This is a genomic window from Micromonospora chersina (genome assembly GCF_900091475.1).
In the GTDB taxonomy this organism is placed as follows: Bacteria; Actinomycetota; Actinomycetes; order Mycobacteriales; family Micromonosporaceae; genus Micromonospora; species Micromonospora chersina.
In genome coordinates this window covers 5,348,452-5,375,451 of the sequence record NZ_FMIB01000002.1, presented here as the reverse complement: position 1 = coordinate 5,375,451, position 27,000 = coordinate 5,348,452, and the positions used below count along the sequence as shown (strand labels likewise).

Genomic DNA, 27,000 nt, shown 5'->3' with positions numbered 1-27,000 from the left:
CACCGAGGGCGTGCCGGGCCGGTCAGCGGGACTGGCAGGTGGCGCACCAGTAGAGGTTGCGGCCGGCCAGCTCCCCGCGGCTGACCTCGGTGCCGCAGACGTGGCAGGGCGCGCCGGGGCGGCGGTAGACGTACACCTCGCCGCCGTGCCGGTCGACCCGCGGCGGCCGGCCCATGGCCTCCGGCAGGTGGCCGTCCCGCACGGTGTCGATCCGGCCCCGCTCGACGGCGACGGTCATCAGCGCCACCAGGTCGGCCCAGAGTTCCGCCCAGCCGGCCGGGGTGAGCTCCCGCCCGGGCAGCAGCGGCGGCAGCCCGGCCCGGAACAGCGCCTCCACCACGAAGATCAGGCCGGTGCCGGCCACCACGGACTGGTCCAGCAGCAGGGCGGCCAGCGGGGTGGCGCTGCGCCGGATCCGGGCGTACGCCCGGTCGGGGTCGGCGTCGGCGCGCAGCGGGTCGGGGCCGAGCCGGTCGCGCAGCGCGGCCACCTCGGGCGGGGTGAGCAGCTCGCACGCGGTCGGCCCGCGCAGGTCCAGCCAGTGCCGGTCACTGCTGAGCCGCAGCCGGATCTGCCCGACCGGTGGCGGCGGCTCCCCCGGGCCGTCGGTGACCTTGCCGTAGAGCCCGAGGTGGAGGTGCAGGGTCAGCTCGCCGGCGTAGTGGTGCAGCAGGTGCTTGCCGTACGCCTCGGTGCCGTCCAGAACGGTGCCGGTGAGCCGGGCCGCGCCCTCGACGAAGCGGCCCTGCGGGCTGGCGGCGTGCACCTTGTCGCCGGCGAACAGCTCGGCGTGCCGGGCCGCCAGGCGGTGGATCGTGTGTCCCTCTGGCACGACGGCAACGGTAGCCCGTTGGCCGGGACGGCGCCGACCAGGAGCGGGGCGGGCGTCGACGGGTGTCGACAGGTCCGGGTCGGGGTACCTCCCCACTGTCATGCGCGGTCTCCGCGCCGGAGTTCAGGAGGTGTCGAAGTGAAGATTCTGTCCCGCCGGAACGGTCCGGCGCGTACCGAAGACGTGAACGGCGACGGGGTGGTCGACGAGCGCGACCGCGTCCGCGACCGGGTGGACGGCCGGCCGGTGGTGACCGACCGCGACGAGGAGCGGACCACGTACCGGAGTGCCGCCACGGCGACCGACGACGAGCGCGCCACCGACGCGGAGCGGCGCGCGACGGACCGGGCCGCGGCGGACCGGGCCGCCACCGTCCGCTCGACCGGCCCGGACGGCCGGCGCACCCGCACGACCGTCGACCCGGACCTGGAGCGCACCGTCGACCTGGACCACGACGGCCGGCCGGACCGGCCCGTCGACCGGGACCCGGCGGTGGAGCGGGTCGAGCCGGTCACCACGAAGCGGCCCCGGGCCAGCCTGCTCGCCACCCTCGGCCTGATCGTCTCGGTGGTCGGCGCGCTCTTCGTGCTCTCCGGCACCCTCGCCGGCTACGGCATCGGCCTCGGCGCGGTCGGCGCGGTGCTGGCCGTGCTCGGCCTGATCGCCACCCGCCGCCGGCACGTGGCCGGCAAGACCGACGCGCTGATCGGCGTGATCGTCGGCATCGCCGCCGTGGTGCTCGGCATCGTGGCCATGACCGGCCAGTTCGACTGGCCGACCACCGACGGCGAGTGGGTGGGCCGGTTCCGGGAGTGGCTCGACTCACAGTTTGCGGATCTCTTCTGACGGGCAGTTTCCCGGTCGCCGGCGCAGCGCCGGCACGCCCGATCAGCTCTGGTGGTTCACCAGCCGGGCACACCTCTTTCGGGGGCGGCGGTTCGCCGCCCCCGAAGTACGTCCGGGGTCAGTCGGCGGCCGTGGCCATGCCCTCGCGGGCGTCGAGCAACTCCTCCCAGTGCTCCCGGGCCCAGGCGCAGGCGACCTCCATGGGGCCGAGCAGGCTGCGTCCCAGCGGGGTGAGGGCGTACTCGACCCGCCCGGCGAGCACGCTCCGCCGGACCAGCCCGTCGGCCTCGAGCCGGCGCAGTGACCGGGTCAGCACCTTGGCGGTGACGCCGCGCAGCGGCACCCGCAGCTCGGAGAAGCGGCGGGGCCCGCCCTCCAGGCAGCGGACCACCATGCCGGCCCACTTGTCCCCGAACCGGATCGGCGACAGGTCCGAGGGGCAGAGCTCGTCGAACATCTCCGGGTCCAGCGGCACGGCCATCCGCCCACCGTAGTCGGTATCCGGGTGGAAACCGGGCCGCCGGATAGCGTCCGCGCGGACGGCCGGCGACCCCGCCGGCCCGCGCGACGAGAAGAGGTACGTCGATGGGCAGGATCATCGTCTTCGGGGCCGGCGGCCGGGCCGGCCGGGCAACCGTGGAGGCGGCGCGCGACCGGGGCCACGAGGTGACCGCCGTGCTCCGCGACCCGGCCCGCCACCCCGATCTGGCGGCCGACAGCGGGGTGCGGGTGACCGCCGGCGACGTCACCGACGCCGAGCGGGTCGCGGGCCTGATGGCCGGGCACTACGCGGCGGTGCACGCCGCCGCCGACCTGGCCGCGCCGCCGGCCGTCTTCTTCCCGGCGGCGGCCCGGGCCACCCTCGCCGGGTCGCGTCGGGCCGGCGTCGGCCGGCTGGTGGTGGTCGGGCTGGCCTCGGTGCTCACGACGGCGGACGGCGTGCCGCTCATGGACACGCCGGACTACCCGTCCGAGTACCGGGACTTCTACCTGGGCCACGCGGCCGGAACCGAGGTGCTGCGCCGGGAGGGGTCGGACGTCGACTGGCTGGTGCTCAGCCCGGCGGGTGACTTCGACCACGGCGGGACGCCCGCGGGCCGGTACCGGTTCGCCCCGGCCCGGGCCGCGAGTCGGATCACGTACGCCGACCTGGCGCTGGCCCTGCTCGACGAGATCGAACGGCCGGGGCACCGGCGGGTGCACCTGGGGGTCGAGCGCGGCTGAGTGCGTGCACGCAACGATCCGCCGGGAGAGCTGGACCAGACGCAACGATCCGTCGTTGTACGCAACTTCTCGCGGTGGATGTCGCCGGCCCGGGCCGCATACCGTTGGACCACGGCGCCAGCCCGTGGGCCGACGGTGGCCGGGCGCGCCCGACCCCTGGGAGCACGACATGACGATGGACGCCACCCGCCAGCGCTTTCTGATGTGCCGGCCGACGTACTTCGCCGTCGACTACGCGATCAACCCGTGGATGGACCCCACCGCCCCGGTCGACGCCGACCTGGCGATCCGGCAGTGGGAGCAGCTGCGCCAGACCTACCTCGACCTGGGCCACGAGGTCGAGCTGATCGACCCGGTCGCCGGCCTGCCGGACATGGTCTTCGCGGCCAACGGCGGCACGGTGATCGACGGCAAGGCCATGGCCGTGCAGTTCCGCGACCCGCAGCGCGCCGACGAGGCGCCCGCCTACCGGGCCTGGTTCGAGGCCGCCGGCTTCGAGATGTACGACCCGAAGCACGTCAACGAGGGTGAGGGCGACGTCCTGCTGGTCGGCGACCACCTGCTCGCCGGCACCGGGTTCCGCACCGCGCACGCCTCGCACGCGCAGCTCCAGGAGGTCTTCGGCTACCCGGTGATCACCATGCAGCTTGTCGACGCGCGCTTCTACCACCTGGACACCGCGCTCACCGTGCTCGACGAGCGGACCGTGGCGTACCTGCCCGAGGCGTTCTCCCCGGGCAGCCGGGCGGTGCTGCGCCGGCTCTTCCCGGACGCGGTCCACGCCACCATGGCCGACGCCGAGGTGCTGGGGCTGAACGCGGTCAGCGACGGGCGCCACGTGGTGCTGCCCGCGCAGGCCACCGACCTGGCCGCGAAGCTGCGCGACCGGGGCTACGAGACCATCGGTGTCGACCTGTCCGAGCTGCGCAAGGCCGGCGGCGGACCGAAGTGCTGCACGTTGCGACTCCGTCAGGGAAAGGCAATCAAGTGATCATCGACGACATGCTGCGGACGCCCTCCGCGGTACGGGACGCGGAGCGTCACACGGCGCACAACTACCACCCGCTGCCCGTGGTGATCTCGTCGGCCGAGGGCTCCTGGCTGACCGACGTGGACGGCCGGCGCTACCTGGACTGCCTGGCCGGCTACTCGGCGCTGAACTTCGGCCACCGGCACCCGAAGCTGATCGAGGCCGCGCACGCGCAGCTCGACCGGCTCACCCTGACCAGCCGCGCGTTCATCCACGACCAGTTCGCCGACTTCTGCCGCGAGCTGGCCGCGCTCTGCGGCAAGGACCTGGTCCTGCCGATGAACACCGGCGCCGAGGCGGTGGAGACCGGCATCAAGGTCGCCCGCAAGTGGGGCTACCAGGTCAAGGGCGTCACCCCGGGCCAGGCCAACATCGTGGTCGCCGAGGGGAACTTCCACGGCCGGACCACCACCATCGTCAGCTTCTCCACCGACGAGGACGCGCGCGCCGACTTCGGGCCGTACACGCCGGGCTTCACCGTGGTCCCCTACGGCGACCTGGCCGCGCTGACCGCCGCGATCGACGAGAACACCGTGGCCGTGCTGCTGGAGCCGATCCAGGGCGAGCAGGGCGTCGTGGTGCCGCCGGAGGGCTACCTGCCGGGCGTCCGCCAGGTCTGCACCGACCGGAACGTGCTCTTCATCGCCGACGAGATCCAGTCGGGCCTGGGTCGCACCGGCGCCACCTTCGCCTGCGAGCACGAGGGCGTCGTCCCGGACATGTACCTGCTGGGCAAGGCGCTCGGCGGCGGCATCGTGCCGGTCTCGGCGGTCGCCGCGAACGCCGACGTGCTCGGGGTGCTCAAGCCGGGCCAGCACGGCTCGACCTTCGGCGGCAACCCGCTGGCCTGCGCGGTCGCCACCGAGGTGGTCCGGCTGCTGGCCACCGGCGAGTTCCAGCGCCGCTCGGCCGAGCTGGGCGAGCGGCTGCACGCCGGCCTGCGCGGGCTGGTGGGCAAGGGCCTGGTGGCGGTCCGGGGCCGGGGCCTCTGGGCCGGCCTGGACATCGACCCGGCGCTCATGACCGGCCGGGAGGCCTGCGAGCGGCTGATGGAGCGCGGCGTCCTGGCCAAGGACACCCACGGCTCGACCATCCGGCTCGCCCCGCCGCTGGTGATCACCGAGGAGGAGATCGACCACGCGGTGGCGCAGCTCGCCGCCGTGCTGGCCGGCTGATCCGCGTACCTGAGAAAGGGCGCCGGGACCACGACGGTCCCGGCGCCCTTTCCGTTTCGCGTCAGGGACGCGGCAGCCGCATCGCCATGGTCGGCGCCTCGGCCATCACCGAGGTCGGGCTGAACTTCGCGTCGCTTGTCACCTCGTCGGCGCGGCCGATCTGCACGCCCGGGTAGAGCTCGACGAGGTCGCCGTCGCCCAGCACCCGGGACTGCTGCGGGGCCAGCGGGATCCGGTCCGGCTCGGCCATCGAGCCGCCCGGCCGCACACCCGAGCCGTTGGTGCTGGTGTCGGTCACGATCACCTCGCCCACCCGCAGTTCGAACCGGACGTGGTTGCGGCTGATCCAGCGCCGCGCCTCGTCGTTGAGCCACTGGCCGAGCACGACGCCGCCGTTCGCGTCCGGCGCCCGCCCGACCAGCACCGGCTGGGTCTCGGTGAGCACGAACCGCCGCCGGACCAGCCCGCCGATCCGCACGGCCAGCACCGCGGTACGCGGCCGCGGCCCGGCGTCGCCGAGCCGGGTGCCGTGCCGGGGGCAGCTGGGCACGCCGTTGCGCAGCGTGGGTGGCGGCTGCCCGGCCGGGGCGCGGTCCACCCGGGCCAGGTCGGCGAAGGCGCCTCCGCCCCCACCGCCGCCGAACAGCGCGCAGCCCGGCTCGGGGCAGCGCCACTGCCGGGCGAGCAGTTTCGCGCCGGCCGGCGAGCGGCTGCCGGAGGCCGGGGTCTGCCCGCCGCCGACGTGCGCGATGAAGACCGGGCCGCCGGCGCCGGGCACCGGGGCGAGCACCCGGCCGGCCTGGCCGAGCCACGGCCAGCGGCCGCCCAGCCCGTCGAACCGGACCCGGCTGAGCACCGGCAGGCCGAGCAGGTCGGCCACCTCCAGCATCCGGTCCCCCGGCTGGTCGAGCACCTCGACCAACCCGTCGTCGGCCCAGCGCCGGACCACCATCCGCTCGTTGGAGGTCAGGTCCGCGTCGGAGAGCAGGGCCCGGTGCACGATCGCGTAGACCGGGACGCTGTCCTCCTCCAACTGCCGGGACAGCGCGTCGATCACCATGCCGAGCCGCAGCAGGCTGGCCGGCCGCCCGCCGTCCAGGTCCTGCCAGCGGATCACCTCGGCCAGGTCGACCACCGCCCGGGCCAGCGAGGGATCGGTGCACACCCGACCCTCGATCGCGTCGAGCACCTTGCTGATCTCGAATCTCATGCCGCGCTCCGGACGGTGTCGTCGGTCCGCCGGGTCGGGGCCGGCCGCCCCGCCTCGGCTCGCACCGCCGTCGCGGTGAGCAGGTCTGCCATGCGACGACCCTACCGGCAGGGCCGACCGGCGCAGCTCGACGCACGCCGGCCATCGACCCCCGCCGCTCGCCGGGCTCAACCCCGACGCAGCGGGCGGCCCACCTCGTGCAGGTGCGCGAGCGCCTGCCGGTACGACTCGAACAGGCCGGTCTCCACGTACGGGATGCCCTGCTCGGCGCAGTAGGCGCGGACGATCGGCCGGGCCCGCCGCAGGTTGGCCCGGGGCATGTTCGGGAAGAGGTGGTGCTCGATCTGGTAGTTGAGCGCGCCCAGCGCCACGTCGACGAACCGCCCGCCACGCACGTTGCGCGAGGTGAGCACCTGCTTGCGCAGGAAGTCGAGGTCGTCCTCGGCGGTGGGCATCGGCATCCCCTTGTGGTTCGGGGCGAAGGCACAACCCATGTAGAGGCCCCACAGCCCCTGGTGGACGGCCGCGAAGAGCAGCGCCCGGCCGGGCGACATCACGGCGAACAGCAGGCCGAGGTAGCCGACCGCGTGCGCCGCGAGCAGCAGCCCCTCCACGGCGCGGTGCCGGACCGGGGTGCGCCACCGGCCGTCCGGCTCCCGGCCGACCAGCGCCCGCACGCTGGCCACGTGCAGCGCCAGCCCCTCCAGCAGCAGCAGCGGGAAGAACAGCCACGCCTGCCGCCGGGCCATCCACCGGCTCAGGCCCCGGGTCGCCGTCGCCTGCTCGTACGTCCAGACCAGCGCGCCCGCCCCCACGTCGGGGTCCTCGTCGGCGTGGTTGGGGTTGGCGTGGTGCCGGTTGTGCTTGTCCACCCACCAGCCGTAGCTCAGCCCGACCGCGAGGTTCCCGGCGACCAGGCCGGCGACCTCACTGGGGCCGCGCCGGCGGAACATCTGCCGGTGGCCGGCGTCGTGCCCGAGGAACGCCACCTGGGTGGTGGCCACCGCCATGAGCGCCGCCAGCGGCAGCTGCCACCAGGAGTCGCCCACCGCCACCACCACGGCCCAGCCGGCCAGGAAGGCGCCCAGGGTGATCCCGATCCGGGCCGCGTACCGGCCGGGTCGCCTGTCGAACAGGCCCGCGGCGGCGACCCGGCGGGACAGCCGCGCGTAGTCGCTGCCCCGCCGCGCCGCCGGCGCCGTCAACGTCGATGAGGTCATCCGATCCCCGCTCCTCGGTCGGTGTGCCACGCCGGCGGCGCGACTCTGCGTAACCGATTCTGCGCTGATCGATCGCTCTGCGTAATCCTGGCAACCCCCCAGCTCGGGGTGGTGCTAGCCCTACCTCATCCCGCCCACGGCGGCCCGGAGCCGGGCCAGGTCCCGCCGGCGCCGCTCGTAGGTGGCGGCGAGGGCGATCAGCGCCAGGCCGCCCAGGCCCAGGAAGATCCAGCGGGGCAGCAGGTCCCAGCCCCGGGCCAGCTCGTGCAGGGCCAGCGGGACCAGGGTCGCCGCGCCCAGCAGGACCGGTGCCTGCCAGCGCCGGGTCGCACCACCGAGCACCGCGCCGAGCGCCACGAGGCCGAGGGCGAGCCGGCGGGCCGGCTGCGGGTCCGGCGCGGCCAGCACCGAGACGAGGCTCGGCAGCAGCGCCGCGCCGAGGCCGGGGCCGAGCGCCAGCCAGCTGTTCAGCCCGGGCCGGGACCGCAGCGCCAGCAGGCCCGCGCCGAGGGCGAGCGCCGCCGCCGGCAGGGTGTACGCCTCCAGCACCGTCACCCCGCCCGCGGCCAGCAGCAGCCACCCGCCGAGCAGTTCGCTGCCGCCCGCGACCGCGGCGAAGCCCCACCGCCGGGCCGGCGTCTCGCCCCGGCGCAGCACCCGGACCGCCACGGCCAGGCCCCACAGCACGCAGACCGCCGCCGCGTGCCGCAGCGCGCCGACGGTGAGCAGCAGCCCCAGCAGGGCGACCGCCTGTGCCGCCGCCTCCAGCGCCAGGGCCCCTGCCGGCCCGCCCGCGCGGGCGGTGCGGGTTCGCAGGGTCGGCGTGGCGTGCAGGGTCACCGCCGCGACGGCCAGCACCGCGAACCCGGCGGTACGCAGCGGCAGCCCGCCGGCCAGCGCCGCGGTGACCGCGAAACCGGTGGCCGCCGCCACGGCGCCCAGCCAGCCGACGAGCCGGACCTCGGCCGGCCGGCCGGCCGCCCCCGCCACGGCGGCCGCGACGACCAGCACGCCCAGCCCGGCCAGGGTCCCGGCCCGGGTGGCGAGGAGGCCACCGAGCCCGGGGGCGGTGAGGACGACCCCCAGCGGCAGCAGGACCGGCAGCGCCGCCGGGCGCGGACCCGCCAGCGCGGCCAGCAGCAGCGCGGCCACCCCGGCCCCGAAGACCAGGCCGGGCACCACCGGCCAGGGCGCGCCGGCCGCCGCCAGCAGCACCGGCACGGCCACCGCGCCGAACGGCAGCGCGGCCAGCGCGGGCAGCCACCAGGTCGGCGCGTCCGCCGCGGCGCGGCGGCCCGGCGTCGCGATCCGGGCGTACGCCGCCGCGACCGCCCCGAGCAGCACCAGCACCAGCCCGGCGCGGGCCGCCCCCGGCACGGGCTCGACGGCGGGCACCCCGGACCAGGGCCGGACGGGCAGGTCCAGCAGCACCGCGAGGGCGACCGGGGCGGCGGCGAGGAGCGCCAGGCCGGCCAGCGCGACCCCGGCCGCCTCCGGGGCGGGACCGGGCCGGGCGCCGCCTCCGGCGGCCAGCGCCAGCAGCGCGCCGACGGCGGCGTAGAGCGCCATGGACTCCGCACCCGGCACGACAAGCGGCCCGAGACCGACCGCCGCGAGGGCGACGGCGAGGCCGGCCGAGGCGTACCCGTGCAGGTCGGGCCAGTGGCGACGGACGGCGAGGACGGCGGCCACCGGCAGCGCGACGGCGGCCGTCCCGGCGCGGAGCTGCCACCAGGCCGGCGCGCCCAGGCCGAGCAGCGCGACGGCCACCCCGGCGGGCACGGCGAGCAGCGCCACGGCCAGCGCCACGCCGGCGATGACCGGCTGCGCGCCCCGGCCCCGGCGGCCCTGCGCCGCCACGACGGCGCCGAGCACGGCCAGGACGGCGAGCACCGCGCCCGCGCCGGCCGGCGCGGCGCAGCCGACCAGCAGGGCGTGCCCGAGCAGGACGGCCGCGGTGAGCGCGGTGACCACCACTGTCGGGTTCCGCCGGCGCGGCCGGGCGACCACCACCAGCAGCAGCGCGGTGGCCGCCGCCAGGTCGGCGACCAGCACCAGCGGCCACGGGGTGGCCGTCACGGCCGGCGCGGCCAGCACGGCCAGGGCGCCACCGACCACCCCGACCAGCGGGCGGCCGACCCGGGGCGCCAGCAGGGCGACGGCCCCGGCGGTGAGCAGCACGGCCACCGGGAGCTGCCATCCCCAGGACGGGACCTCGGCGGTCCGGCCGCCCTGCCAGGGCGGGAGGGCGGCGGCCGCGGTGGCCGCGGCGACCAGCCCGGTGAGGACGGTGGCGACCTGGCCCAGGCCGGCGGCCACCAGGAAGGCGCCGAGCCGGGGGCCGGTCCGCAGCCCCGCCGGAAGCGCCCGGACCGCGCCGGCCAGCGCGACCACCACGATGCCCGCGGCGAGCAGCAGCAACCCGGGGCGCAGCGCGGCGACCGGCCGGATCAGCGCGGTGGCCACGACCGGCACCAGCAGCCCGGCGCTGACCAGCCGGTGGGTACGGCCGCCCGCCGCCAGCGCGCCGGCGAACAGGGCGAGCGCCACCACCAGCAGCGGGCCGCCGGCCAGCAGCGGCGTGCCGGCCGCCCGCCCGAGGACCAGGGGCACGAGCGCGCAGCCGGCCGCCAGGGCGAGCGCGACGCCGTGGCCGACCCAGGCGAGCACCCAGCCGGCGAGCACCGCGGACGGCGCGTTCCGGGCGACCCGGCCGCGCAGGGCGACCACCACCACGAGGTCGCCCAGCGCCACCGCGGTCAGGACCAGCGCCCAGCCGGCCGGGGACGGCTCGGCGGCCACCGCGGCCAGGGGCAGCACCGGCTGGGCGGTCAGCAGCGCCGCGAACCAGGGCACGGTCAGCCGGCTCAGCCGCGCGTACCCGGCCGCGACCGACGCGCCGATCCCCCCGACCAGCGCGGCGTACCGGCTGCCCGGCCAGCCGGCCACCCCGAACAGGTCCACCGACCAGGCGGCGTACCCGTCGAGGAGCACCAGGAGCAGGCCCACGGCGGCGAACGTCTCGGCCGTGCCGCGCAGCCCGCGCGTCCGGGCCACCAGGGGCGCGGCGAGGGCGAGGGCGGTGAAGGCGAGCAGGATCAGCGCCCGCCCGGCGATCCCGAACGCGGCCCAGGCGACCGCCGTGAAGACCACCGCCGCGGTGCCGAGCAGCAGTCCACCGAGGACGAAGAGCAGGCTCTGCACCGCGCGGGTGGAGGTCTCCGCCCCGCCGGGGCGTACCGGGACGGGGGCCGGCTGCGGGCGCACCGGCGGCGCGGGCGCGACCGGGCGCGGCGCCGGGATCTCCAGGCGGATCCGGGCGGCCAGTTCGGCGCGCCGCTGCCGGGCCGTCGACAGCCGGCCGGACAGCTCCTGGTACGCGATCCGGGCCGCCTCGACCCGCGGCGTCAGCCCGGCGATCTCCCGGTCCAGCGTGACGACCTCGGCGGCGGGCGGGTACGGCGGCCGGCCGCAGCCGGGACAGCCGGAGGCGAGGTCGGCGGGGGCGCCGCAGCCGGGGCAGGGGTAGCCGGTGTTCTCCACCCCGCCAGCATCGTGACCGGCGGAGCGGGCGGACAGAGTAGGCGTACCTAGGGGCGGCTGTGGTCGTGCACCCAGGCCGCGTAGTCCGGGTTGCCGCTCTCCACCCGGGTGACCAGGATCTCCGGCACCTCGTACGGGTGGTTGGCGCGAAGCTGGTCGACGAGCGCGTCCACCCGGTCCGGCGCGGTCTTGAACTGGACCGACCACTCGGCGGTGGTCTGGATCGCCGACTGCCACCAGTAGGTGCTGTCCACCTGCCCGCCGACCTGGGCGCACGCCGCCAGCCGGCCGGCGACGGCCGCGGCCGCCAGCACGTCCGCGACCGAGCGGGCGTCCACCACCGTCGTCACCACGCAGATCTGCTCCACCAGCGCACCCTACGTGGCGTTCCGGCCGGTCCGCTGCACGCGCACCGAACCGGCCGCTACTCGGCGGCGACGCCGTCCCGGTTGGCGGCGATCCACCTGTCGATCCGGGCCCACCAGTCGAACAGCCAGTCGATGCGCTCCTGCTTGTCGACCGGCACCTCCTCGGGCGGCACCGACCAGAACCGCATGACGATGCGCTTGTCCATCGGCAGCTCGCGCCACACGTCGGCGACGGTGAGCATCTGGTCGAGCCCGGTGTGCGCCACGAAGATCACCCCGGCGTCCGGGGCGGCGTCGAGGGCGGCGAGCAGCCCACCCGGCTGCGGGGCGAGCACGTGCTGCATCCGCTCGGCGCGCAGCGCCATCCGCTCCAGGCCGAGGGCGCGCAGCCGGGCGATGGCCCGCAGCCGGCGTTTCGGGGTGAAGTTGCCGCCCTCCGGAAAGATCACGAACGCGTCGTCGTCGTCCAGGCCGGTGGCGAGGTGGCCGATCTGCCGGATCGCCGACTCCCTGCCGTCCGGCCCGGGCGCGATGAACCGGTTGGGCAGCCGGTTGAGCAGGATGTCGATGGCCGGGTCCCACTGGAGGGTCTCCTTCAGCACGATCCGGGGCTCCCGGTGGAACCAGTTCACCAGCGCGTGGATCAGGATGAACGAGTCGCCCGGACCGGCGTGCCGGCACAGCACCAGCTCGGGGCGGCCGGGCAGGGCGGTGTCCGGGTCGGTGCCGACCACGTCGATGCTCAGCCGCAGCGTCCAGCGGGCCTGCCAGAACAGCACCCGCAGGAAGTGGCCGGCGAGCACGTAGTGCGCCCGCTGGAAGGCCGGTGACCGCTTGCGCGCGCCGAAGCCCGAGGCGACCCAGAGCACGAAGAGCGCGAGCAGCGCGGCGGCGTCCCAGACCAGGTAGACCGTGCCGATCCAGAGCAGCCGCAGCGGGCGCAGCCGCCCCGGCACCAGCGGCGACGCGGCCAGGGCCAGCAGCGCCCAGACCGGCAGGGTGGTCACCACGGCGACGGCGAGCAGCACCACGCCGGGCGCGAGCAGCATCCGGCGTACCCACCGCGGCGGCAGCGGCATCAGCGCTCCAGGGCGGTGTCCAGGTAGCGGCGGGAGGCGGTGTACGCCCGGCTGATCCGCCGCCCCACCGCCGCGATGTCCCGGTACGCCCACGGGCTGTCCTCGCGCGGCTCCAGGCCGCCGGTCGGCAGCACGTGCACCTCCACCCCCTCCGGCAGCGCCGCCATCTCCCGGGCGAACCGGTGCCGGCGGGCGATCTCGAACGCCACCTGGGCGATCTCCCAGGGCCGGCGGGGCGGGGTCAGCTCGCGCTCGATCCGGCCCACCTGGAGCACGAAGATCTGCGTGGCCCCGGCCACGACGGCCTCGCCGACCGGGATCGAGTTGACCACCCCGCCGTCGATGTAGTGCTGACCGTCGATCTGGGTGGGGGGCAGCAGCCCGGGCACCGACGCGGAGGCGAGCACCGCGGGCACCACCGGTCCGCTGTGGAACCAGTGCTCGGCGGCGCGCTCGATGTTGGCCGCGCAGCAGCGGAACGGCACGGCCAGGTCGGCGAAGGTGGTGTCCTCGCCCAGTTCGCTCTCCAGCAGCCGGCGCAGCGGCCGGGGCGAGTGCAGGTGGGTGCGCGCGGCGAAGCGGCGCAGCTGCCGGGCGACCGAGTCGCCGTACACCTCGCTCGCCTCGGGCGAGGCCCAGAGCCGGACCAGCCGGTCGGTGACGGCCTCGCTCGGGTCGGCGGCGACCAGGGCGCCGTTGACCGCGCCGATCGAGGTGCCGAGCACCATGTCGGGTCGGATACCGACCCGGAACAGGGCACGGAGCATGCCCACCTCGACCGCGCCGAGCACTCCCCCGCCGCCGAGCACGAACGCCACCGGACCGCCTGCCATGCCGTTCATCCTGGCACGCGCCTCGTAACCGGCCCGCCGCCGCCGGTCGCGCCGGTCGCCGCCGTCACCGGGCGCGACCGGCGTGACGCGGGCCGCGACCGGGAACGGACAGCCGTTGACAGGCCGGACACATTCCCGCAACCTGATACCGCTCCCAAGCCCAGGCAGGTGCGATGTGAAGGCGACGCTGCACGCCGGCCGGCTGCTGGCCCGCAGGTACCGGCTCATCGACCAGATCGGGGCCGGCGGCATGTCGGTGATCTGGCGGGCCCGCGACGAGGTGCTCGACCGGGTGGTGGCCGTGAAGGTGCTGGCCCCCTCGCTCGCCTCCGACGCCCGGTTCCGCGACATGGTCCGCGAGGAGGCCCGCTCCGCCGCCCAGCTCGTCCACCCGCACGTCACCGCCGTGCACGACTACGGCGAGACGGTGGCGCCGGACGGCTCGATCACCTCGTTCGTGGTGATGGAGCTGCTCAGCGGCGAGGAGCTGGAACACCGGCTCACCGAGGGGCCGCTGCCCTGGCCGGCGGCCGTGGAGACGGGCGCGCAGGTGGCCGAGGCGGTGGCCGCCGCGCACCGGCTGGGCATCGTGCACCGCGACATCACCCCGTCGAACGTGATGATGACCCGGGTCGGCGCCAAGGTGCTCGACTTCGGCATCGCCACCCGGGTCGGCGCGCCGGACGAGGACGAGGACGGCGGCACCTTCGGCACCCCGGCGTACGTGGCGCCGGAGCGGCTGGACGGGGCGCCGGCCCAGCCGGCCACCGACGTCTACTCGCTGGGCGTGCTGCTCTACGAGACGCTGACCGGGCAGCCGCCGTACCCGGCGGACACCTGGGAGCAGCTCGGCACGGCGCTGGCGGAGGACGCCGCGCCCACCCTGGACGGCGTACCCGGGCTGCCCGCGCCGGTCGCGGAGATCTGCCTGCGCTGCCTGTCCCGCGACCCGCGGCGGCGGCCCACCGCGCACCAGGTGGCGGCAGTGCTCCGCGACCAGCTGCTGCCCGCCGACCCGCAGGCCGCCACCATGCTGGCCCCGACCGTGACCCTGCCGGCGCTGCCCGGCCCGGAGCGACCGCCGGCCGGGCCCGAGCCCACCGCGCCCGTCCCGGCCGGGGCGTCCCGACGCCGCCGGGCGCTTCCCCTTGTGGCGGTCGGCGTCGTGGTGGTGGCGGGCGCCGCCCTGCTGGTGCCCGCCCTGCTGCCGGACGAGCAGGCGCCGCCGTTGGTGTCCCCGACCACCGGGCCCGCGGTGGTGCCGTCCACCACGCCACCCCGCCAGGACATCCCGGCCACCACCGCGCCGCCCGGCCCGACCCGCCGGCCGACCGCGACCGCCGCGGCGCCGACGCCGGCCGGCGGCAGCCTGGACGAGGCGGCCCACCGGGTGGAAGGGCTGATCGAGGCCGGGCTGGCCGCCGGGCAGATCCGCGGCGACGTCGGTGTGGACCTGCGTAACCTGCTGCGCAACGTCACCGCCGCGACCGGTGACGGCGCGCTGACCGCCGCCGTGGACCGGCTCCGCGGGAAGATCGCCGACCGCCGGCGCGAGGGCAGCATCAGCCCGGAGTACGCCCGCCAGCTCGACGCCGCCGCCGCGGAACTGGCGACGGGGCGCACCTGAGGGTCAACGCGCGACGACGGGCGTGGCCTCGCGCCGCCCGGCGAACCGGGCCCGGCCGGCCAGGAAGTTCCGGTAGACCGCCTCGTAGCCGGCGGCCATCCGCTCCACCGAGAAGTGCTCCGCCACGTGAGCGACGCTGTCGGCCGGGTCGAGGCGGGCCGCCGCCCGCAGCGCCCCCGGCAGCTCCTCCGCGCGGTCGCAGACCAGCCCGGTGACCCCGTCGCGGACCAGCTCCGGTACGGCGCCCCGGCGCAGCGCCACCACTGGCGTGCCGGTGGCCATGGCCTCCACCATCACCATGCCGAACGGCTCCGCCCACTGGATCGGCATGATGAGGCAGCGGGCGTCGACCAGCAGCCGCAGGGTGGCGGCCCGGTCGGCGTTGAACACCAGGGTGACGTCGTCGTCCAGCATCGGCTCGACCACCTGCTCGAAGTAGCGGCGCTCGGCCGGCTCGTTGCACTTGCCGGCAAGGGTGAGCGGCAGGCCGGCCGCCCGGCAGGCGCGGATCGCCACGTCCGGTCCCTTGTCGGGGCTGAACCGGGCGAGCCAGAGCACCGGCCCGGGTCCCGGCGCCCGCTTGTGCGGGAAGTCGCGCAGCGGCATGGCGTTGTGCACGGTGCCCACCCAGGGCAGGTCCGGGTTGGACGCGTGCTGGGCGTGCGAGATCGCCACGAGGCCCACCCCGTGGTCGGCGTTGCTCAGCACGGTGCCGTACTCCCCCACGGGGTTGCCGTGCACGGTGGCCACGGTGGGCACCCGGCGCTGGCCGGCGACCATGGGGCCGATGGTGGTGTGGTCGTGCACCAGGTCGAAGTCGGCCGGGTCCACCAGCCGGTTGACGTGGGCCAGGTGGGCCAGCTCGGGCAGGGACTCGCCCAGCCGCTCGTACTGGAGGTCGGCGCAGGTGGAGACGAAGTCGGCGGCGGTGCCGTTCTCCCGGCCGGCGCCGAACAGGGTCACCGCGTGACCGCGGTCGACAAGCGCGTCCACCAGCCCGGCCACCACCTGCTCCAGCCCGCCGTAGCCGGGAGGTGGGACGGACAGCCAGGGCGGAACCACCATCGCGATCCGCAGGGGCCCGGCCCGTGAGCGGTCCGACGGCGGCTGGTTCACGGCCACGAGTCCTCCCCGATGGTCCCCGGCGTAACCGGTCGGCGGCGGTTTCCCGACGCGTCCGGCGGTAAACGGCGGCTCAGCCGGCCACCACGATCCGGTCGTGCACCTCCCGTACGCCGGGTGTGGCCCAGGCCGCCCGTTCCGCCTCCTCCCGCTGCCACCACGAGCGGACCACCCCGTCGAGCACCACGGTGTCCCCGCTGACCCGTACCTCGATGCGTTCGGTGCCGGTCCGCCGGAACAGCACGCGTTGCAGGTCGCGGCGGTTCTGCTCGTCGCTGGGCGGGGTGGGCGGGTGCACCTCGACCAGGTTCGTCACCCCGCGTACGCCGCGCAGCCGGCGCAGCTCCCGCTCGGCGGTACGGCTCTGGAAGCCGTACTCCACCTCGCCGCGGAGCATGACCCAGCCGTCGGCGACGGTCACGTCGAGCCGCTCGGCGGGGACGAAGCTGTCCCACTCCAACGCCCGGCTGGCCGCGATAGCGATGTCGGCGTCGGTGCGCGCCTCGGTGGCGGGCAGCTCGACCTCCAGGTCGCTGGCGACGGCGCGGACCCCGCGGACCCGGTGCGCGCAGCGCTCGGCGGCCCAGCGCCGGGCGTAGCTGTCGACCTGGCCGGTGAGCGAGACCACGCCGTCGGCGACGGTCACCCCGATCTCGGTCGGCCGGGTCTGCGCGTCCCAGTCCAGCTCGGCGAGCACGTCCCGCTGGATGTCCTGGTCGGTACGGACGGCGGAGGTGGTCGTCATGCACCGAGGGTGCCGCCGGACGGGGTGAGACGTCCTCACCCGGTGCGGGTGAGGACACGAAAAAGGGCGGCGGGTGACGGAACCAACCCCCTTGGCTCCGTCACCCGCCGCCCGTGGAGGAGGCAGGTCTGGTGTTATGACGTCTCGGCGAGCGTCACGGTTGCCGTCTGGGTCGAACCGTTCCGCTTGAACTGGACCTCGACCCGGTCCCCAACCTTGCCGGCCTGCACGGCGCCGACCAGGTCGTTCGAGTCGTTGATCACCTTGTCGCCGAACTTGGTGATGACGTCGCCGCGCTGGAGCCCGGCCTTCTCGGCGGCGCTGCCCGCGACCACGTCGGAGACCAGCGCGCCGCCGTCCTCCGCGCCGGCCACGCTGACCCCGAGGGACGGGTGGCTGATCTTCTCGCCGCGCTGGAGCTTCTCGGCGACGTCCTTGGCCTTGTTGCTCGGGATGGCGAAGCCGACCCCGATGTTGCCGTTGCTGCCCTGCCCGGCGGTGGCGATGGCCGTGTTGATGCCGATCACCTCGCCCCGGGTGTTGACCAGCGCGCCGCCCGAGTTGCCCGGGTTGATCGGGGCGTCGGTCTGCAGCAGGCCGGAGATCGAGCTGGCGCCCTGCTGCGGGTTCTGCTGCTGGCCGCCCTCGCCGGCCTGGATGGTGCGGTCGCGGGCGCTCAGGATGCCGGCGGTGACCGAGCCCTGAAGGCCGAGCGGGCTGCCCAGGGCGAGCACCTGGTCGCCGACCTGCATGGCGTCGCTGTCGCCGAACTTGGCCGCCTTCAGGTCACTCACGCCGTTGGCCTTGACCACCGCGAGGTCGGTCTTCGGGTCGGTGCCGACGATCTTCGCCTGGGCGCTCTTGCCGTCGGCGAAGACGACCTTCACGGTGTCGCCGCTCGCGGAGGCGACCACGTGGTTGTTGGTCAGCACGTACCCGTCGGCGCTGAGGATCACCCCGGAGCCCTCACCGCTGTCCGTCATGATCGTGACGATGCTGTCCTGGACGGCGGCCGCGATCTTCGGCAGGTCGGCGCTGTTCAGCACGGGCGCGGCCGAGTAGGTGCGGGTGACGGTCCGGTCGCCGTCGAGGGCGAGGGCGAGCGCGCCGCCGGCCACGCCGGAACCGAGCATCAGGGCCAGCGCCAGCGCGCCCGCGCCGATGAACTTGCCGGCCCGGCTGGGCCGCGCCGGCTGCTGCGGGCCCCACGGCGGGACCGGCTGCCCGGCCTGGTGGACCTGGTGCGGCTGGTGCTGCGGATACGGCTGCTGCGCCTGGTACGGCGGGACCGGGCCGCCGGCCTGCGACGGGTAGCCGCCGCCCTGCTGGGCCCAGGGGCTCTGCTGCTGCGCCCCGTACCAGTGGTGCGGCTGCTGCGGCTGCCCGGAGACCGGGTACGGCGTCGCCGCCGGCGGCGCGTACGGGCCGGCGGGCGCGGCCGGCGTCTCCGCCGGAGCGGCCGAAGCCGGGACGGCGGAAGCCGGGGCGGTGGTTCCGGCGGCCGGGGAGTCGGCCGGAACCGGCGCCACGGCCGGGGTGACGGTGGTGTCCGACTGCCCGCTCTCGGCGCGGGGCAGCTCGGCGGTCGGGTGCGACGGCTCGGCGTCGGCGGGGGCCGGCGACCGCTGCGGATCGGTCTCGTGGTCGGTCATGACTCCACCTTCTCCCCTGGCACTGCGACCTGCCTGGAACCGGCCTGAATGTTTTCTGAAAGTCACTCGCCGGGCTCGGGCGCCTCGGGCAGCAGCGGCAGCCGCACCCGGAAGGTGGCCCCGCCGCCCGGCGTCTCGGCCACCTCGACGGTGCCGTGGTGCGCCGCCACCAGCGCGGCGACGATGGCCAGCCCCAACCCGGTGCTGGTCGGACCGCCCGCCCGCCGGGTACGCGCCGCGTCCACCCGGTAGAACCGCTCGAACACCCGCTCGGCCTGCTCCGGGGTGAGGCCGGGACCGGTGTCCGCCACCTCCACCACGGCCAGGTTCCCCGGCTCCGCCCGCAGCCGCAGGGTCACCGCGGCGTCCGGCGGGGTGTGGGTGAGCGCGTTGGTCATCAGGTTGCCGATCACCTGGCGCAGCCGGGCGTCGTCGCCGAGCACCACCAGCGGACCGGCGCCGGGCTCGATCTCCAGCGTGACGGCGCGGTCCGGCTCCACGGCCCGGGCCGCCTGGACCGCGTCCGAGGCGAGCACCGGCAGCTCGACCGGGGCCAGCGCGATGGGCCGCTCCCGGTCCATCCGCGCCAGCAGCAGCAGGTCCTCGACCAGCAGCCCCATCCGGGACGCCTCGTCCTCGATCCGGCGCAGCAGCCCGGCGGTCTGTTCCGGCTGCCGGGCCGCACCCTGCCGGTAGAGCTCGGCGAAGCCCCGGATGGTGGTCAGCGGGGTACGCAGCTCGTGCGAGGCGTCGGCGATGAACTGCCGCATCCGCTCCTCCGAGCGGCGGGCCCGCGCCTCGGACGCCTGGGCCGAGGCGGCGGCGTCCCGGGCGCTCACCTCGGCGCTGCGCGCCGCCGCCTCGGAGGCGGCCCGCGCGGTGAACGCCGCCTCGATCTGGGCGAGCATGGCGTTGAGGGCCCGGGAGAGCCGGCCCAGCTCGGAGGTCGGGCAGGCCCGCCCCTCCTCGGGGTCGGGCACCCGCTGGGTCAGGTCACCGCCGGCGATGGCCGCCGCGGTCCGCTCGATCTCCACGAGGGGCTTCAGACTGGTACGCACGATGCCCGCCCCGACGGACGCCAGGATGATCAGCACCGCCCCACCGACCAGGAGGTCTATCCAGACGAGCTGCCGGACGGCCACGTCGATGTCGGTCATGTTCTGCCCGACGGCGATGTACTGCCCGTCCGCGACCTGTTTGATCACCACCCGCCAGCGCAGGTGCTTGTCGGCCGCGTCGGTGGTGAAGGCCCCCTGGTCGGCGTGCTGCTGGTACCAGTCGAGCTGGCTCAGCGAGCCGGGCAGATCCTCCTCGGCCAGCGACTTGTCGTAGTAGAGCTTGCCTCCACCGGCGGTCGCGAAGACCGCCATGTAGTCGCTGGGCAGGCCGTTGCCCGCGCTCGTGTCGCTCGGCGAGGACTGCTCGACCCGCGCCAGGTAGGAGTTCAGCTCGTCGTCGACCCGGCCGACCAGGTAGCTGTGCAGGAAGAACGCGGTGAGCGAGCTGATCACCACCAGCGCCACGGCGACCAGCGCCAGCACCGAGGCGACCAGCTTCACCCGCAGCGGGACGCTGCGCAGCCAGCCCTTCGCGTCGTGGACGGCGTTCACGCCGCCGGCTTGCGCAGCACGTACCCGACACCGCGCAGGGTGTGGATGAGCCGGGGCTGGGTGTTGTCGACCTTGCGCCGCAGGTAGGAGATGTAGGACTCGACGATGTTGTCGTCGCCGCGGAAGTCGTAGTTCCAGACGTGGTCGAGGATCTGCGCCTTGGAGAGGACCCGGTTGGCGTTGAGCATCAGGTAGCGCAGCAGCTTGAACTCGGTCGGCGAGAGCTGCACCCGCTGCCCGGCGCGGTGCACCTCGTGGGTCTCCTCGTCCAACTCCAGGTCGGCGAAGGTGAGCCGGGAGGGTGCGTGCTCGCCGGTGGCGGTGCGCCGCAGCACGGCCCGGATCCGGGCGGTCAGCTCCTCCAGGCTGAACGGCTTGGTGACGTAGTCGTCCCCGCCCAGGGTGAGCCCGCGGATCTTGTCGTCGGTGGCGTCCCGGGCGGTCAGGAAGACCACCGGGGTGCGCGTGCCGCCCTCGCGCAGCATCCGGATGACCTCGAAGCCGTCCAGGTCGGGCAGCATCACGTCGAGCACGACCAGGTCGGGCCGGTGGTCCTTGGCGGCGTTGAGCGCCGCGCTGCCGCTGGTCGCGGTGGCGACGTCGAAGCCGGCGAAGCGCAGGCTCGCGGAGAGCAGTTCGAGGATGTTGGGATCGTCCTCGACGACGAGCAGTCGGGCCTCGGTCTGGGTAGCCACCATGGCACCCATCATCCGCGCTTTCGCTGCGGCCGCGCTGGGTGGACCCTGGAAACAACCTGTGAGCCGCCGGCCGCCTAGCGGAGCAGCCGGCGCAGGCCGTCCAGCGCGCCGTCGAGCAGGCGGATGGCCGTACGGAGCTGGGTGTCGGTGAGCCGCCCGGCCCGCACCAGCGCGCCGACCTCGACGGTGAACGCGGCCAGCCGCTTGTCGAACTCGGCGAGCAGGGGTGACTCCGCGGCCGGGCCGGGAGCGCCGTTGCGCGGCGGGCGGGTGGTCGGCGGGGGCGGGGGCGCCCAGCGGGCCTGGCGGGTCTGCCGGGCCGCCTCGCGCAGCTCCCGCTTCAGGTCGCGCACGGAGCCGCGTACCTCGGTGCGGATCTCGCCGGCCAGCGCCGACAGGTCCTCGACGGAGGCGGTGATGTCCGATTCCAGGGTGGCCAGCTCCTCGGCGCGCTGCCGCAGCTCGGCGCGGCCCGCGTCGGTGATCTCGTAGACCTTGCGGCCGCCGGCGGCGGTGTGGCTGACCAGCCCCTCCACCTCCAGCCGTTGCAGACGGGGGTAGATGGTGCCGGCGCTGGGCGCGTAGAGGCCGAGGAAGCGGTCCTCCAGCAGGCGGATCAGCTCGTAGCCGTGCTTCGGCCCGTCGTCGAGCAGCTTGAGCAGGTAGAGCCGGAGCCGCCCGTGACTGAACACGGCGGTCACGGCAGCTCCTCCACGTCGTCGGCGTCCTCGATGGGACGGGCGAGCAGCGCGATGCTGCCGGAGGTCGCGGACGCCCAGAGCTTACCCGCGCCCCCGCCGAGCACCCCGTGGCTGTCCTTCACCGCGCCGAACCCGTGCTGGCCGGCGCTGACCTGCGGGAAGCCGCTGGTGATCCGGCCGGAGGTGGTGTGCAGGTGGACGGTGAGGTCGCTGTCCTCGCGGACCCGGACGGTGATGCTGCCGGAGATGGCGCTGAGCCGGATCTCGCTGCCGCGCGGGTTGTCCAGGTCGCAGGTGATGGACCCGGAGACGGCGTGGGCACGCACCCGCTCGGGCGCGCTGTCGGCGAGGATCAGCTCGCCGGAGACCGTCTCCAGGTTGAGGTCGCCGCCGACGCCGAGCGCCTCGACCGGGCCCGAGGTGACCTTCGCCGAGGTGTGACCGCGCAGCCCCATGAGGGTGACCTGACCGGAGGTGACGTCGACCCGGGTGTCCCGGCGCAGGCCGGAGGCGACCAGCGAGCCGTCCACCAGTTGCAGGTCGGCCAGCACGTGGGCGGGGACGGCGATGGAGACCTCGGCCCGGAACCGGCGGCCGAGCTGGCCGAGCCACCAGAGCATCCCGGGCCAGCGGGGCGGGCGCTCGTGGGCGACGACGAGCCGGCCGTCGCGCAGCTCGACGATGACCGGCTGGCTGCTGACCCGGGTGACGTCCACCCGGGCCGGCCCGTCGGAGGCGACCACGTTGAGGCGGCCGCTGATGAGCCGGACGTCCAGCCGGGTGACCGGCTCGTCCAGGGTGATCCGTTGCGGACCGTCGACCTTCCAGCGGGTCATGGCGTCCTCCCCTCGGTGACACGCCGGTCGGCGGCGCGTCGAGTGATGGGAGAAGCATAACGCGATACATCGCGACTGAACAAGACTGTCGCGACTGTGTCGCGTTCGCGTCAGGCCACCAGGTCCAGCCCCACCTCCGCCCCCACCGGCGGCGGCGCCACCGGCCGGACGATCCGCACGCCGGTCGTCGCCCGGCGCCGGACCGGCGCGCGGACCGGGGCCGGCTGGATCGCCGACTCCGCCGCCCGCGCCAGCGCCCGCCGGTCGGCCCCGCCGGCCGGGTGCAGCGCGGCGGCCACCGTCACCGCCACGGTCAGGTCCCGGGCCGCCAGCACCCGGCGGGCCGACTCCCAGAGCGTCTCCTCGCCGAGGAACGCGGGCAGGGTGCTCGGGTCGCCCGCGTACCGGTAGCCCAGCCCGAGCGGGACGACCGGCACCCCGGCGTCCACCGCGGCCTGGAAGACGGCCGGCCGGAAACCCCGGCCGGGCCGGCAGCCGGGCGCCGCGCCGCACCAGGTCGTGCCCTCCGGGAACACCGCCACGGAGTGCCCGGCGCGCAGCGCAGCGGCCACCCGGCCGACGGTTGCCGGCAGCTCCCGCGGCCGCGACCGGTCCACGAAGACCGTGCCGGCCGCGGCGGCCAGCGCGCCCACCACCGGCCAGTCGCGGACCTCCCGCTTGGCCAGCATCCGGGCGGGGGCGACCGCGAGCACCGCGAGGACGTCCAGCCAGGAGACGTGGTTGGCGACCAGCAGCGCCCGCCCGCGCGGCAGGCGGCCGCGCGCCAGCAGCCGCACGCCGAGGGCGCGCAGCGTCCACCGGGCCCAGCCGCGCAGCGCGGCCCGCCGGACCCCTGCCGGCAGCAGCGGCAGCAGCGCGGCCAGGCCGACCCCGGCCAGCAGCATTGCGAGTACGCCGAGCAGCCGCCCCGCCCGGCGCGGCAGCGACACGTCCGGCGCGGTGGCCGCCGGCAGACAGCGCGGCCCGCAGCCCGACGCGGGGCGCCACAGCCCGTCGCCGGTCACGCCGCCGCACCCAGGAAGTGCCGCAGGTAGCGCGGGTTCATCCGGTCCAGCGAGAACAGCACGTAGAAGTCGGCGCAGTCGAAGTCCGGGTCGTACGCCGGCTCCCCGCAGACCCAGGCGCCGAGCCGCAGGTAGCCGCGCAGCAGCGGCGGGACCAGCGCCCGGCGCTCGGCGGGCGACAACTCCAGCTCGGCGCGTCTGTCGCCGCGCCCCGACCTGGAGCCGTCGGGCGACAACTCCGGGTCGGCGGTGGCGGGGGCCTCGGCGAACCAGGGCCGGCGGGGCGTCACCCGCAGCGGCGGCGGGGCCAGATGGCGGGCGGTGACCTGGGACCAGACCTCGGCGGCGGCGGTCCCGCCGTCGCTCACCGGCACCGAGGCGCAGCCGCCCAGCCACCGGGAGCCGCGCAGGTGCAGGTAGCGGGTGATCCCGGCCCACATCAGGTTGATCACGGCGCCGGAGCGGTGGTCCGGGTGCACGCAGGACCTGCCCGCCTCGACCAGGTCGTCGCGGAGCGGGGCCAGCGGGGCCAGGTCGAACTCGCCGTCGGCGTACCGGCGGTCGGTGCGTCCGGGCGGCAGCAGCCGGTAGGTGCCGACCACCTCGTCGGTGCCCTCGCGCAGCACGACCAGGTGGTCGCAGTGGGCGTCGAACTCGTCGGTGTCGAGCCCGGCGGCCCCCGGGTGCAGGGTGGCGCCGAGTTCGCTGGCGAACACCTCGTGACGCAGGCGTTGCGCGGCCGCGACCACTGTCGGGTCGTCGGCGATCAGCAGGGTGTATCCGCTGGTCGTGAGGGGTGCGCCAGCGGCGTGCAGAACGGCCATGGGTATCTGTGTAAGGTGCCCGGGTTGCCGGCCCCTGGGATGAGGGGTGTCGATCCGGTGAACGGCGGCCGGCGCACCGGCACACCCCCTCACCTGCGGCGGGCCGGAGCCCGCGTGCGAGGCTGCCCGGGCGGACCCGGCGACGAGGCCGGCGGTCGGAACCCGGAGGTGCCACATGATCATCGAGTCCCGTTTCCACGGACCGGAGGGCTCGGGCAACGGCGGCTGGAGCGCCGGGATCTTCGCCGCCGCGGTGGACGACCGGGGCCCGGTGGAGGTCACCCTGCGCAAGCCGCCCCCGCTGGAGACCCCGCTGACCGCCGCCGACGGCGAGATCCGCGACCCGGACGGCCAGGTGATCGCCCAGGTACGCCGGGTCGAGCCGGTCGACGCCGTGGTGCCGCCGGTGGACCGGCCGACGGCCGAGGCCGCCGCGAAGGCGTACCCGGGTCTGGTGGACCATCCCTTCCCCGGCTGCTACGTCTGCGGGCCGGCGAACCCGGCGGGGCTGCGGATCTTCCCGGGCCGGCTGCCCGACGGGCGGACCGCCGCGCCGTTCCGCGCCCCGGCCGAGGTGGTGCCGGCCACCGTCTGGGCGGCGCTGGACTGCCCCGGCGGCTGGGCGGTGATCGCGCCCGGCCGCCCGTACGTGCTGGGTCGGATCGCCGCGCAGGTCACGGCGCTGCCGCGCCCCGGCGACGAGTGCGTGGTGACCGGGGCCATGGTGGGCGGCTCAGGACGCAAGGCCGAGGTCCACTCCAGCCTCTACGGCCCGGACGGAGCGCTGCTCGGGCAGGCCCGGGCCACCTGGATCGCGTTGCCGCCGGCCTGATCTCTCCTCCCTGGGGATGATCCGCTCCTGCCCCCAGGGGAGGAGGGCGTACGCATCCCGCCTGATTGACCCCCTTGCACGGGGTTGGAAGGCTGTGCTCGGCGCCCCGCAACGGCGTCCCCACCGGCGTGCCCCGAAGCCCGCCGTGGCAGGAGAGGAGAACGATGTCCGACGGGCAGTGGAGCCCCAACGCCGGGACCGGCCAGATCGTGGTGTCCGGACTGACGAAGGAATACAAGAACGTCCGGGCGGTGGACAACCTGTCCTTCACCGTCCAGCCGGGCCGGGTCACCGGTTTCCTCGGCCCGAACGGCGCCGGTAAGACGACCACCCTGCGCATGCTGCTCAACCTGGTCACGCCGACCGCGGGCGAGGCCACCATCGGCGGCCACCGGTACGCCGACCTGGCCGACCCGCTGCGCACGGTGGGCGCGGTGCTTGAGGCGTCCAGCGCGCACAAGGGCCGCACCGGGATCAACCACCTGCGGGTGATCTGCGCGGCGGCGGGCCTGCCCCGCGGGCGGGCCGACGAGGCGCTCGCCCTGGTGGGGCTCACCCCGGCCGCCAAGCGCAAGTTCAAGGGCTACTCGCTGGGCATGAAGCAGCGGCTCGGGATCGCCGCCGCCATGCTCGGCGACCCGCGGGTGCTGATCCTCGACGAGCCGGCCAACGGCCTGGACCCGGAGGGGATCCGCTGGATGCGCGGCTTCCTCAAAGGGCTGGCCGCCGAGGGACGCACCGTGCTGGTCTCCAGCCACCTGCTCTCCGAGATGCAGTTGCTCGCCGACGACGTGGTGATCATCGCGGCCGGCAAGCTGGTCCGGCAGGGGCCCGTCGAGCAGGTGATGAGCTCGATGACGCACGGCTCCCGGATCCGGGTACGCACCCCGCAGGCCGACGAGCTGACGGCGGCCCTGCGCGAGCAGGCGGCCACGGTGGACACCGACGGGCACGGCGTGCTCCTGGTGACCGGTGTGGACGCGCCGACGGTCGGCCGGGTGGCGCTCGCCGCCAAGGTGGAGCTGCACGAGCTGACCACCGAACGCCCCGACCTGGAAGGTGTCTTCCTGGAGCTAACGGCCGGAAAGGCGGAGATCCGATGAACCTGGTCCGATCCGAGCTGCTCAAGATCCGTACCACGAACACCTGGTGGGTCTTCGCGCTCATCACCGTGCCGCTGTGGGGCCTCGCGCTGCTCTTCAACTGGTTGCAGACGGAGGCCCTGACCAGCGGGAACATGGGCGAGGTGCCGGCCGACCAGGCGGACCAGGTGCAGGCCGTCTCCAGCGCCGACAGCCTGGCCGCCAACCTCTACACCAACGGCCAGTTCTTCGGGCTGCTCATCGTGATGCTGCTCGGCATCGTGGTGGTGACCAGCGAGTTCTTCCACCAGACGGTGACCACCACGTTCCTCACGGCGCCGCACCGCACCGCCGTGATGGTGGCCAAGCTGGTCGCCGCCGGCACGCTGGCACTGCTCTTCTGGGTGGGCACCACCCTGCTGAACCTCGTGTTCGCGCCGCTGATCCTGAACGCCACGGACGTCGGCGCCCAGTTGGGCAGCGGGGCGGTCTGGCGCGCGGTGGCCCTCAACGGGCTGGCGTACCTGCTCTGGTCGGTGCTGGGCGTCGGGCTCGGCGTGCTGATCCGCAGCCAGATCGGCGCCACGGTGACCGGCATCCTGCTCTACCTGGGCGGCGCCATCGGCGCGGCCATCGCCATCGGCCTGCTGGCCGCGAAGTTCGGTGACTGGATCAACCAGCTCCAGCTCCTCGTGCCGTCGCTGGCGTCGTCGCTCATGGTGAGCGGCGCCGACATCCCCGGCAACCCGCCGCGCTGGGCGGGTGCGGCGGTGCTGATCGGGTACGCCGTGGTGGCCGGCGTGATCGGTGTCCTGACCATCAGGCGTCGCGACATCTCCTGAGGTCGATTCCGACAGGGCCCCGGCCGGTGACAGCGCGTCACCGA

Annotated in this window: 25 protein-coding genes; 8 read left to right on the top strand and 17 right to left on the bottom strand. The window is 75.5% G+C overall.

The window, feature by feature from the left end:
- Window positions 1–22 precede the first annotated feature (22 nt).
- Complete coding sequence (locus tag GA0070603_RS25060) at window positions 23–832, bottom strand: Fpg/Nei family DNA glycosylase (RefSeq protein ID WP_091318601.1); 810 nt, start codon at window positions 830–832, stop codon at window positions 23–25.
- Between the two features lie 138 nt (window positions 833–970).
- Between GA0070603_RS25060 and GA0070603_RS25055 the strand changes: the two genes are divergently transcribed.
- Window positions 971–1,678 (top strand): DMT family transporter, encoded by a 708-nt coding sequence (locus GA0070603_RS25055; protein ID WP_091318599.1) that lies wholly within the window; start codon window positions 971–973, stop codon window positions 1,676–1,678.
- 118 nt (window positions 1,679–1,796) lie between these two features.
- Here GA0070603_RS25055 and GA0070603_RS25050 read toward each other — a convergent pair whose 3' ends face one another.
- Window positions 1,797–2,159 (bottom strand): winged helix-turn-helix transcriptional regulator, encoded by a 363-nt coding sequence (locus GA0070603_RS25050; RefSeq protein ID WP_091318596.1) that lies wholly within the window; start codon window positions 2,157–2,159, stop codon window positions 1,797–1,799.
- A 104-nt stretch (window positions 2,160–2,263) separates the two neighbouring features.
- On the opposite strand from GA0070603_RS25050, the gene GA0070603_RS25045 reads away from it, so the two are divergent.
- The 3 genes from GA0070603_RS25045 (at window position 2,264) to rocD (ending at window position 5,107) form a co-directional block, all read left to right on the top strand.
- Window positions 2,264–2,902 (top strand): NAD(P)-dependent oxidoreductase, encoded by a 639-nt coding sequence (locus tag GA0070603_RS25045; protein ID WP_091318594.1) that lies wholly within the window; start codon window positions 2,264–2,266, stop codon window positions 2,900–2,902.
- 175 nt (window positions 2,903–3,077) lie between these two features.
- On the top strand, window positions 3,078–3,893 hold the full coding sequence (ddaH, locus tag GA0070603_RS25040; RefSeq protein ID WP_187399755.1) for a dimethylargininase: 816 nt from the start codon (window positions 3,078–3,080) through the stop codon (window positions 3,891–3,893).
- Complete coding sequence (gene rocD, locus GA0070603_RS25035) at window positions 3,893–5,107, top strand: ornithine--oxo-acid transaminase (RefSeq protein WP_187399754.1); 1,215 nt, start codon at window positions 3,893–3,895, stop codon at window positions 5,105–5,107. The genes ddaH and rocD overlap by 1 nt, the downstream gene beginning before the upstream one ends.
- Before the next feature lie 61 nt (window positions 5,108–5,168).
- On the opposite strand, the gene GA0070603_RS25030 is transcribed toward rocD, so the two are convergent.
- The 6 genes from GA0070603_RS25030 to GA0070603_RS25005 all read right to left on the bottom strand — a co-directional run bounded on the left by GA0070603_RS25030 (window position 5,169) and on the right by GA0070603_RS25005 (window position 13,360).
- Complete coding sequence (locus tag GA0070603_RS25030) at window positions 5,169–6,317, bottom strand: FHA domain-containing protein (protein WP_091318589.1); 1,149 nt, start codon at window positions 6,315–6,317, stop codon at window positions 5,169–5,171.
- A 167-nt stretch (window positions 6,318–6,484) separates the two neighbouring features.
- Window positions 6,485–7,537 (bottom strand): fatty acid desaturase family protein, encoded by a 1,053-nt coding sequence (locus GA0070603_RS25025; RefSeq protein ID WP_091318587.1) that lies wholly within the window; start codon window positions 7,535–7,537, stop codon window positions 6,485–6,487.
- A gap of 120 nt (window positions 7,538–7,657) precedes the next feature.
- Window positions 7,658–11,080, bottom strand: coding sequence for an SCO7613 C-terminal domain-containing membrane protein (locus GA0070603_RS25020; protein WP_091318584.1), 3,423 nt, complete (start codon window positions 11,078–11,080; stop codon window positions 7,658–7,660).
- 47 nt (window positions 11,081–11,127) lie between these two features.
- Window positions 11,128–11,448, bottom strand: coding sequence for a divalent-cation tolerance protein CutA (gene cutA, locus GA0070603_RS25015; protein WP_091318581.1), 321 nt, complete (start codon window positions 11,446–11,448; stop codon window positions 11,128–11,130).
- A gap of 56 nt (window positions 11,449–11,504) precedes the next feature.
- A complete protein-coding gene (locus tag GA0070603_RS25010; protein WP_091318579.1) occupies window positions 11,505–12,527 on the bottom strand; it encodes a 1-acyl-sn-glycerol-3-phosphate acyltransferase in 1,023 nt (340 codons plus the stop codon).
- Complete coding sequence (locus tag GA0070603_RS25005) at window positions 12,527–13,360, bottom strand: patatin-like phospholipase family protein (RefSeq protein ID WP_091318577.1); 834 nt, start codon at window positions 13,358–13,360, stop codon at window positions 12,527–12,529. Before GA0070603_RS25005 ends, GA0070603_RS25010 begins: the two co-directional genes overlap by 1 nt.
- Before the next feature lie 175 nt (window positions 13,361–13,535).
- Between GA0070603_RS25005 and GA0070603_RS25000 the strand changes: the two genes are divergently transcribed.
- Entirely contained in the window at window positions 13,536–14,987 is a 1,452-nt protein-coding gene (locus GA0070603_RS25000; RefSeq protein ID WP_091318575.1) for a serine/threonine-protein kinase, read from the top strand.
- Between the two features lie 3 nt (window positions 14,988–14,990).
- Here GA0070603_RS25000 and GA0070603_RS24995 read toward each other — a convergent pair whose 3' ends face one another.
- The 9 genes from GA0070603_RS24995 to GA0070603_RS24955 all read right to left on the bottom strand — a co-directional run bounded on the left by GA0070603_RS24995 (window position 14,991) and on the right by GA0070603_RS24955 (window position 24,200).
- Window positions 14,991–16,052, bottom strand: coding sequence for a glycosyltransferase family 4 protein (locus GA0070603_RS24995; RefSeq protein ID WP_425270464.1), 1,062 nt, complete (start codon window positions 16,050–16,052; stop codon window positions 14,991–14,993).
- Between the two features lie 130 nt (window positions 16,053–16,182).
- Window positions 16,183–16,854, bottom strand: coding sequence for a BON domain-containing protein (locus GA0070603_RS24990; RefSeq protein WP_091318571.1), 672 nt, complete (start codon window positions 16,852–16,854; stop codon window positions 16,183–16,185).
- 134 nt (window positions 16,855–16,988) lie between these two features.
- Complete coding sequence (locus tag GA0070603_RS24985) at window positions 16,989–18,506, bottom strand: trypsin-like peptidase domain-containing protein (protein ID WP_091318569.1); 1,518 nt, start codon at window positions 18,504–18,506, stop codon at window positions 16,989–16,991.
- A gap of 62 nt (window positions 18,507–18,568) precedes the next feature.
- Entirely contained in the window at window positions 18,569–20,116 is a 1,548-nt protein-coding gene (locus GA0070603_RS24980) for a HAMP domain-containing sensor histidine kinase (protein WP_091318566.1), read from the bottom strand.
- A complete protein-coding gene (locus GA0070603_RS24975) occupies window positions 20,113–20,814 on the bottom strand; it encodes a response regulator transcription factor (protein WP_046571468.1) in 702 nt (233 codons plus the stop codon). Before GA0070603_RS24975 ends, GA0070603_RS24980 begins: the two co-directional genes overlap by 4 nt.
- Window positions 20,815–20,888: 74 nt before the next feature.
- On the bottom strand, window positions 20,889–21,515 hold the full coding sequence (locus GA0070603_RS24970) for a PadR family transcriptional regulator (protein ID WP_091318564.1): 627 nt from the start codon (window positions 21,513–21,515) through the stop codon (window positions 20,889–20,891).
- The gene (locus tag GA0070603_RS24965; protein WP_091318561.1) at window positions 21,512–22,351 is read right to left on the bottom strand and encodes a DUF4097 family beta strand repeat-containing protein; all 840 of its coding nucleotides are present in this window, start codon (window positions 22,349–22,351) and stop codon (window positions 21,512–21,514) included. Before GA0070603_RS24965 ends, GA0070603_RS24970 begins: the two co-directional genes overlap by 4 nt.
- A 110-nt stretch (window positions 22,352–22,461) precedes the next feature.
- Complete coding sequence (locus GA0070603_RS24960; RefSeq protein ID WP_091318558.1) at window positions 22,462–23,376, bottom strand: lysophospholipid acyltransferase family protein; 915 nt, start codon at window positions 23,374–23,376, stop codon at window positions 22,462–22,464.
- Window positions 23,373–24,200: a GNAT family N-acetyltransferase gene (locus GA0070603_RS24955; protein WP_091318555.1), complete on the bottom strand. Its 828-nt coding sequence runs from the start codon at window positions 24,198–24,200 to the stop codon at window positions 23,373–23,375. Before GA0070603_RS24955 ends, GA0070603_RS24960 begins: the two co-directional genes overlap by 4 nt.
- Before the next feature lie 175 nt (window positions 24,201–24,375).
- On the opposite strand from GA0070603_RS24955, the gene GA0070603_RS24950 reads away from it, so the two are divergent.
- The 3 genes from GA0070603_RS24950 to GA0070603_RS24940 all read left to right on the top strand — a co-directional run bounded on the left by GA0070603_RS24950 (window position 24,376) and on the right by GA0070603_RS24940 (window position 26,956).
- Window positions 24,376–25,032 (top strand): hypothetical protein, encoded by a 657-nt coding sequence (locus tag GA0070603_RS24950; protein WP_091318553.1) that lies wholly within the window; start codon window positions 24,376–24,378, stop codon window positions 25,030–25,032.
- A 164-nt stretch (window positions 25,033–25,196) separates the two neighbouring features.
- On the top strand, window positions 25,197–26,135 hold the full coding sequence (locus tag GA0070603_RS24945) for an ABC transporter ATP-binding protein (RefSeq protein WP_091318550.1): 939 nt from the start codon (window positions 25,197–25,199) through the stop codon (window positions 26,133–26,135).
- The gene (locus tag GA0070603_RS24940; RefSeq protein WP_091318548.1) at window positions 26,132–26,956 is read left to right on the top strand and encodes a DUF2705 family protein; all 825 of its coding nucleotides are present in this window, start codon (window positions 26,132–26,134) and stop codon (window positions 26,954–26,956) included. Before GA0070603_RS24945 ends, GA0070603_RS24940 begins: the two co-directional genes overlap by 4 nt.
- Window positions 26,957–27,000: the final 44 nt, after the last annotated feature.

Bases quoted from the DNA above. Each gene is read 5' to 3' on its own strand.
- GA0070603_RS25050 (WP_091318596.1), bottom strand. From the start codon at position 2,159: ATGGCCGTGCCGCTGGACCCGGAGATGTTCGACGAGCTCTGCCCCTCG.
- GA0070603_RS25045 (WP_091318594.1), top strand. From the start codon at position 2,264: ATGGGCAGGATCATCGTCTTCGGGGCCGGCGGCCGGGCCGGCCGGGCA.
- ddaH (WP_187399755.1), top strand. From the start codon at position 3,078: ATGGACGCCACCCGCCAGCGCTTTCTGATGTGCCGGCCGACGTACTTC.
- GA0070603_RS25030 (WP_091318589.1), bottom strand. From the start codon at position 6,317: ATGAGATTCGAGATCAGCAAGGTGCTCGACGCGATCGAGGGTCGGGTG.
- GA0070603_RS25025 (WP_091318587.1), bottom strand. From the start codon at position 7,537: ATGACCTCATCGACGTTGACGGCGCCGGCGGCGCGGCGGGGCAGCGAC.
- GA0070603_RS25010 (WP_091318579.1), bottom strand. From the start codon at position 12,527: ATGCCGCTGCCGCCGCGGTGGGTACGCCGGATGCTGCTCGCGCCCGGC.
- GA0070603_RS25005 (WP_091318577.1), bottom strand. From the start codon at position 13,360: ATGGCAGGCGGTCCGGTGGCGTTCGTGCTCGGCGGCGGGGGAGTGCTC.
- GA0070603_RS24995 (WP_425270464.1), bottom strand. From the start codon at position 16,052: ATGGTGGTTCCGCCCTGGCTGTCCGTCCCACCTCCCGGCTACGGCGGG.
- GA0070603_RS24990 (WP_091318571.1), bottom strand. From the start codon at position 16,854: ATGACGACCACCTCCGCCGTCCGTACCGACCAGGACATCCAGCGGGAC.
- GA0070603_RS24985 (WP_091318569.1), bottom strand. From the start codon at position 18,506: ATGACCGACCACGAGACCGATCCGCAGCGGTCGCCGGCCCCCGCCGAC.
- GA0070603_RS24975 (WP_046571468.1), bottom strand. From the start codon at position 20,814: ATGGTGGCTACCCAGACCGAGGCCCGACTGCTCGTCGTCGAGGACGAT.
- GA0070603_RS24965 (WP_091318561.1), bottom strand. From the start codon at position 22,351: ATGACCCGCTGGAAGGTCGACGGTCCGCAACGGATCACCCTGGACGAG.
- GA0070603_RS24955 (WP_091318555.1), bottom strand. From the start codon at position 24,200: ATGGCCGTTCTGCACGCCGCTGGCGCACCCCTCACGACCAGCGGATAC.
- GA0070603_RS24950 (WP_091318553.1), top strand. From the start codon at position 24,376: ATGATCATCGAGTCCCGTTTCCACGGACCGGAGGGCTCGGGCAACGGC.
- GA0070603_RS24945 (WP_091318550.1), top strand. From the start codon at position 25,197: ATGTCCGACGGGCAGTGGAGCCCCAACGCCGGGACCGGCCAGATCGTG.
- GA0070603_RS24940 (WP_091318548.1), top strand. From the start codon at position 26,132: ATGAACCTGGTCCGATCCGAGCTGCTCAAGATCCGTACCACGAACACC.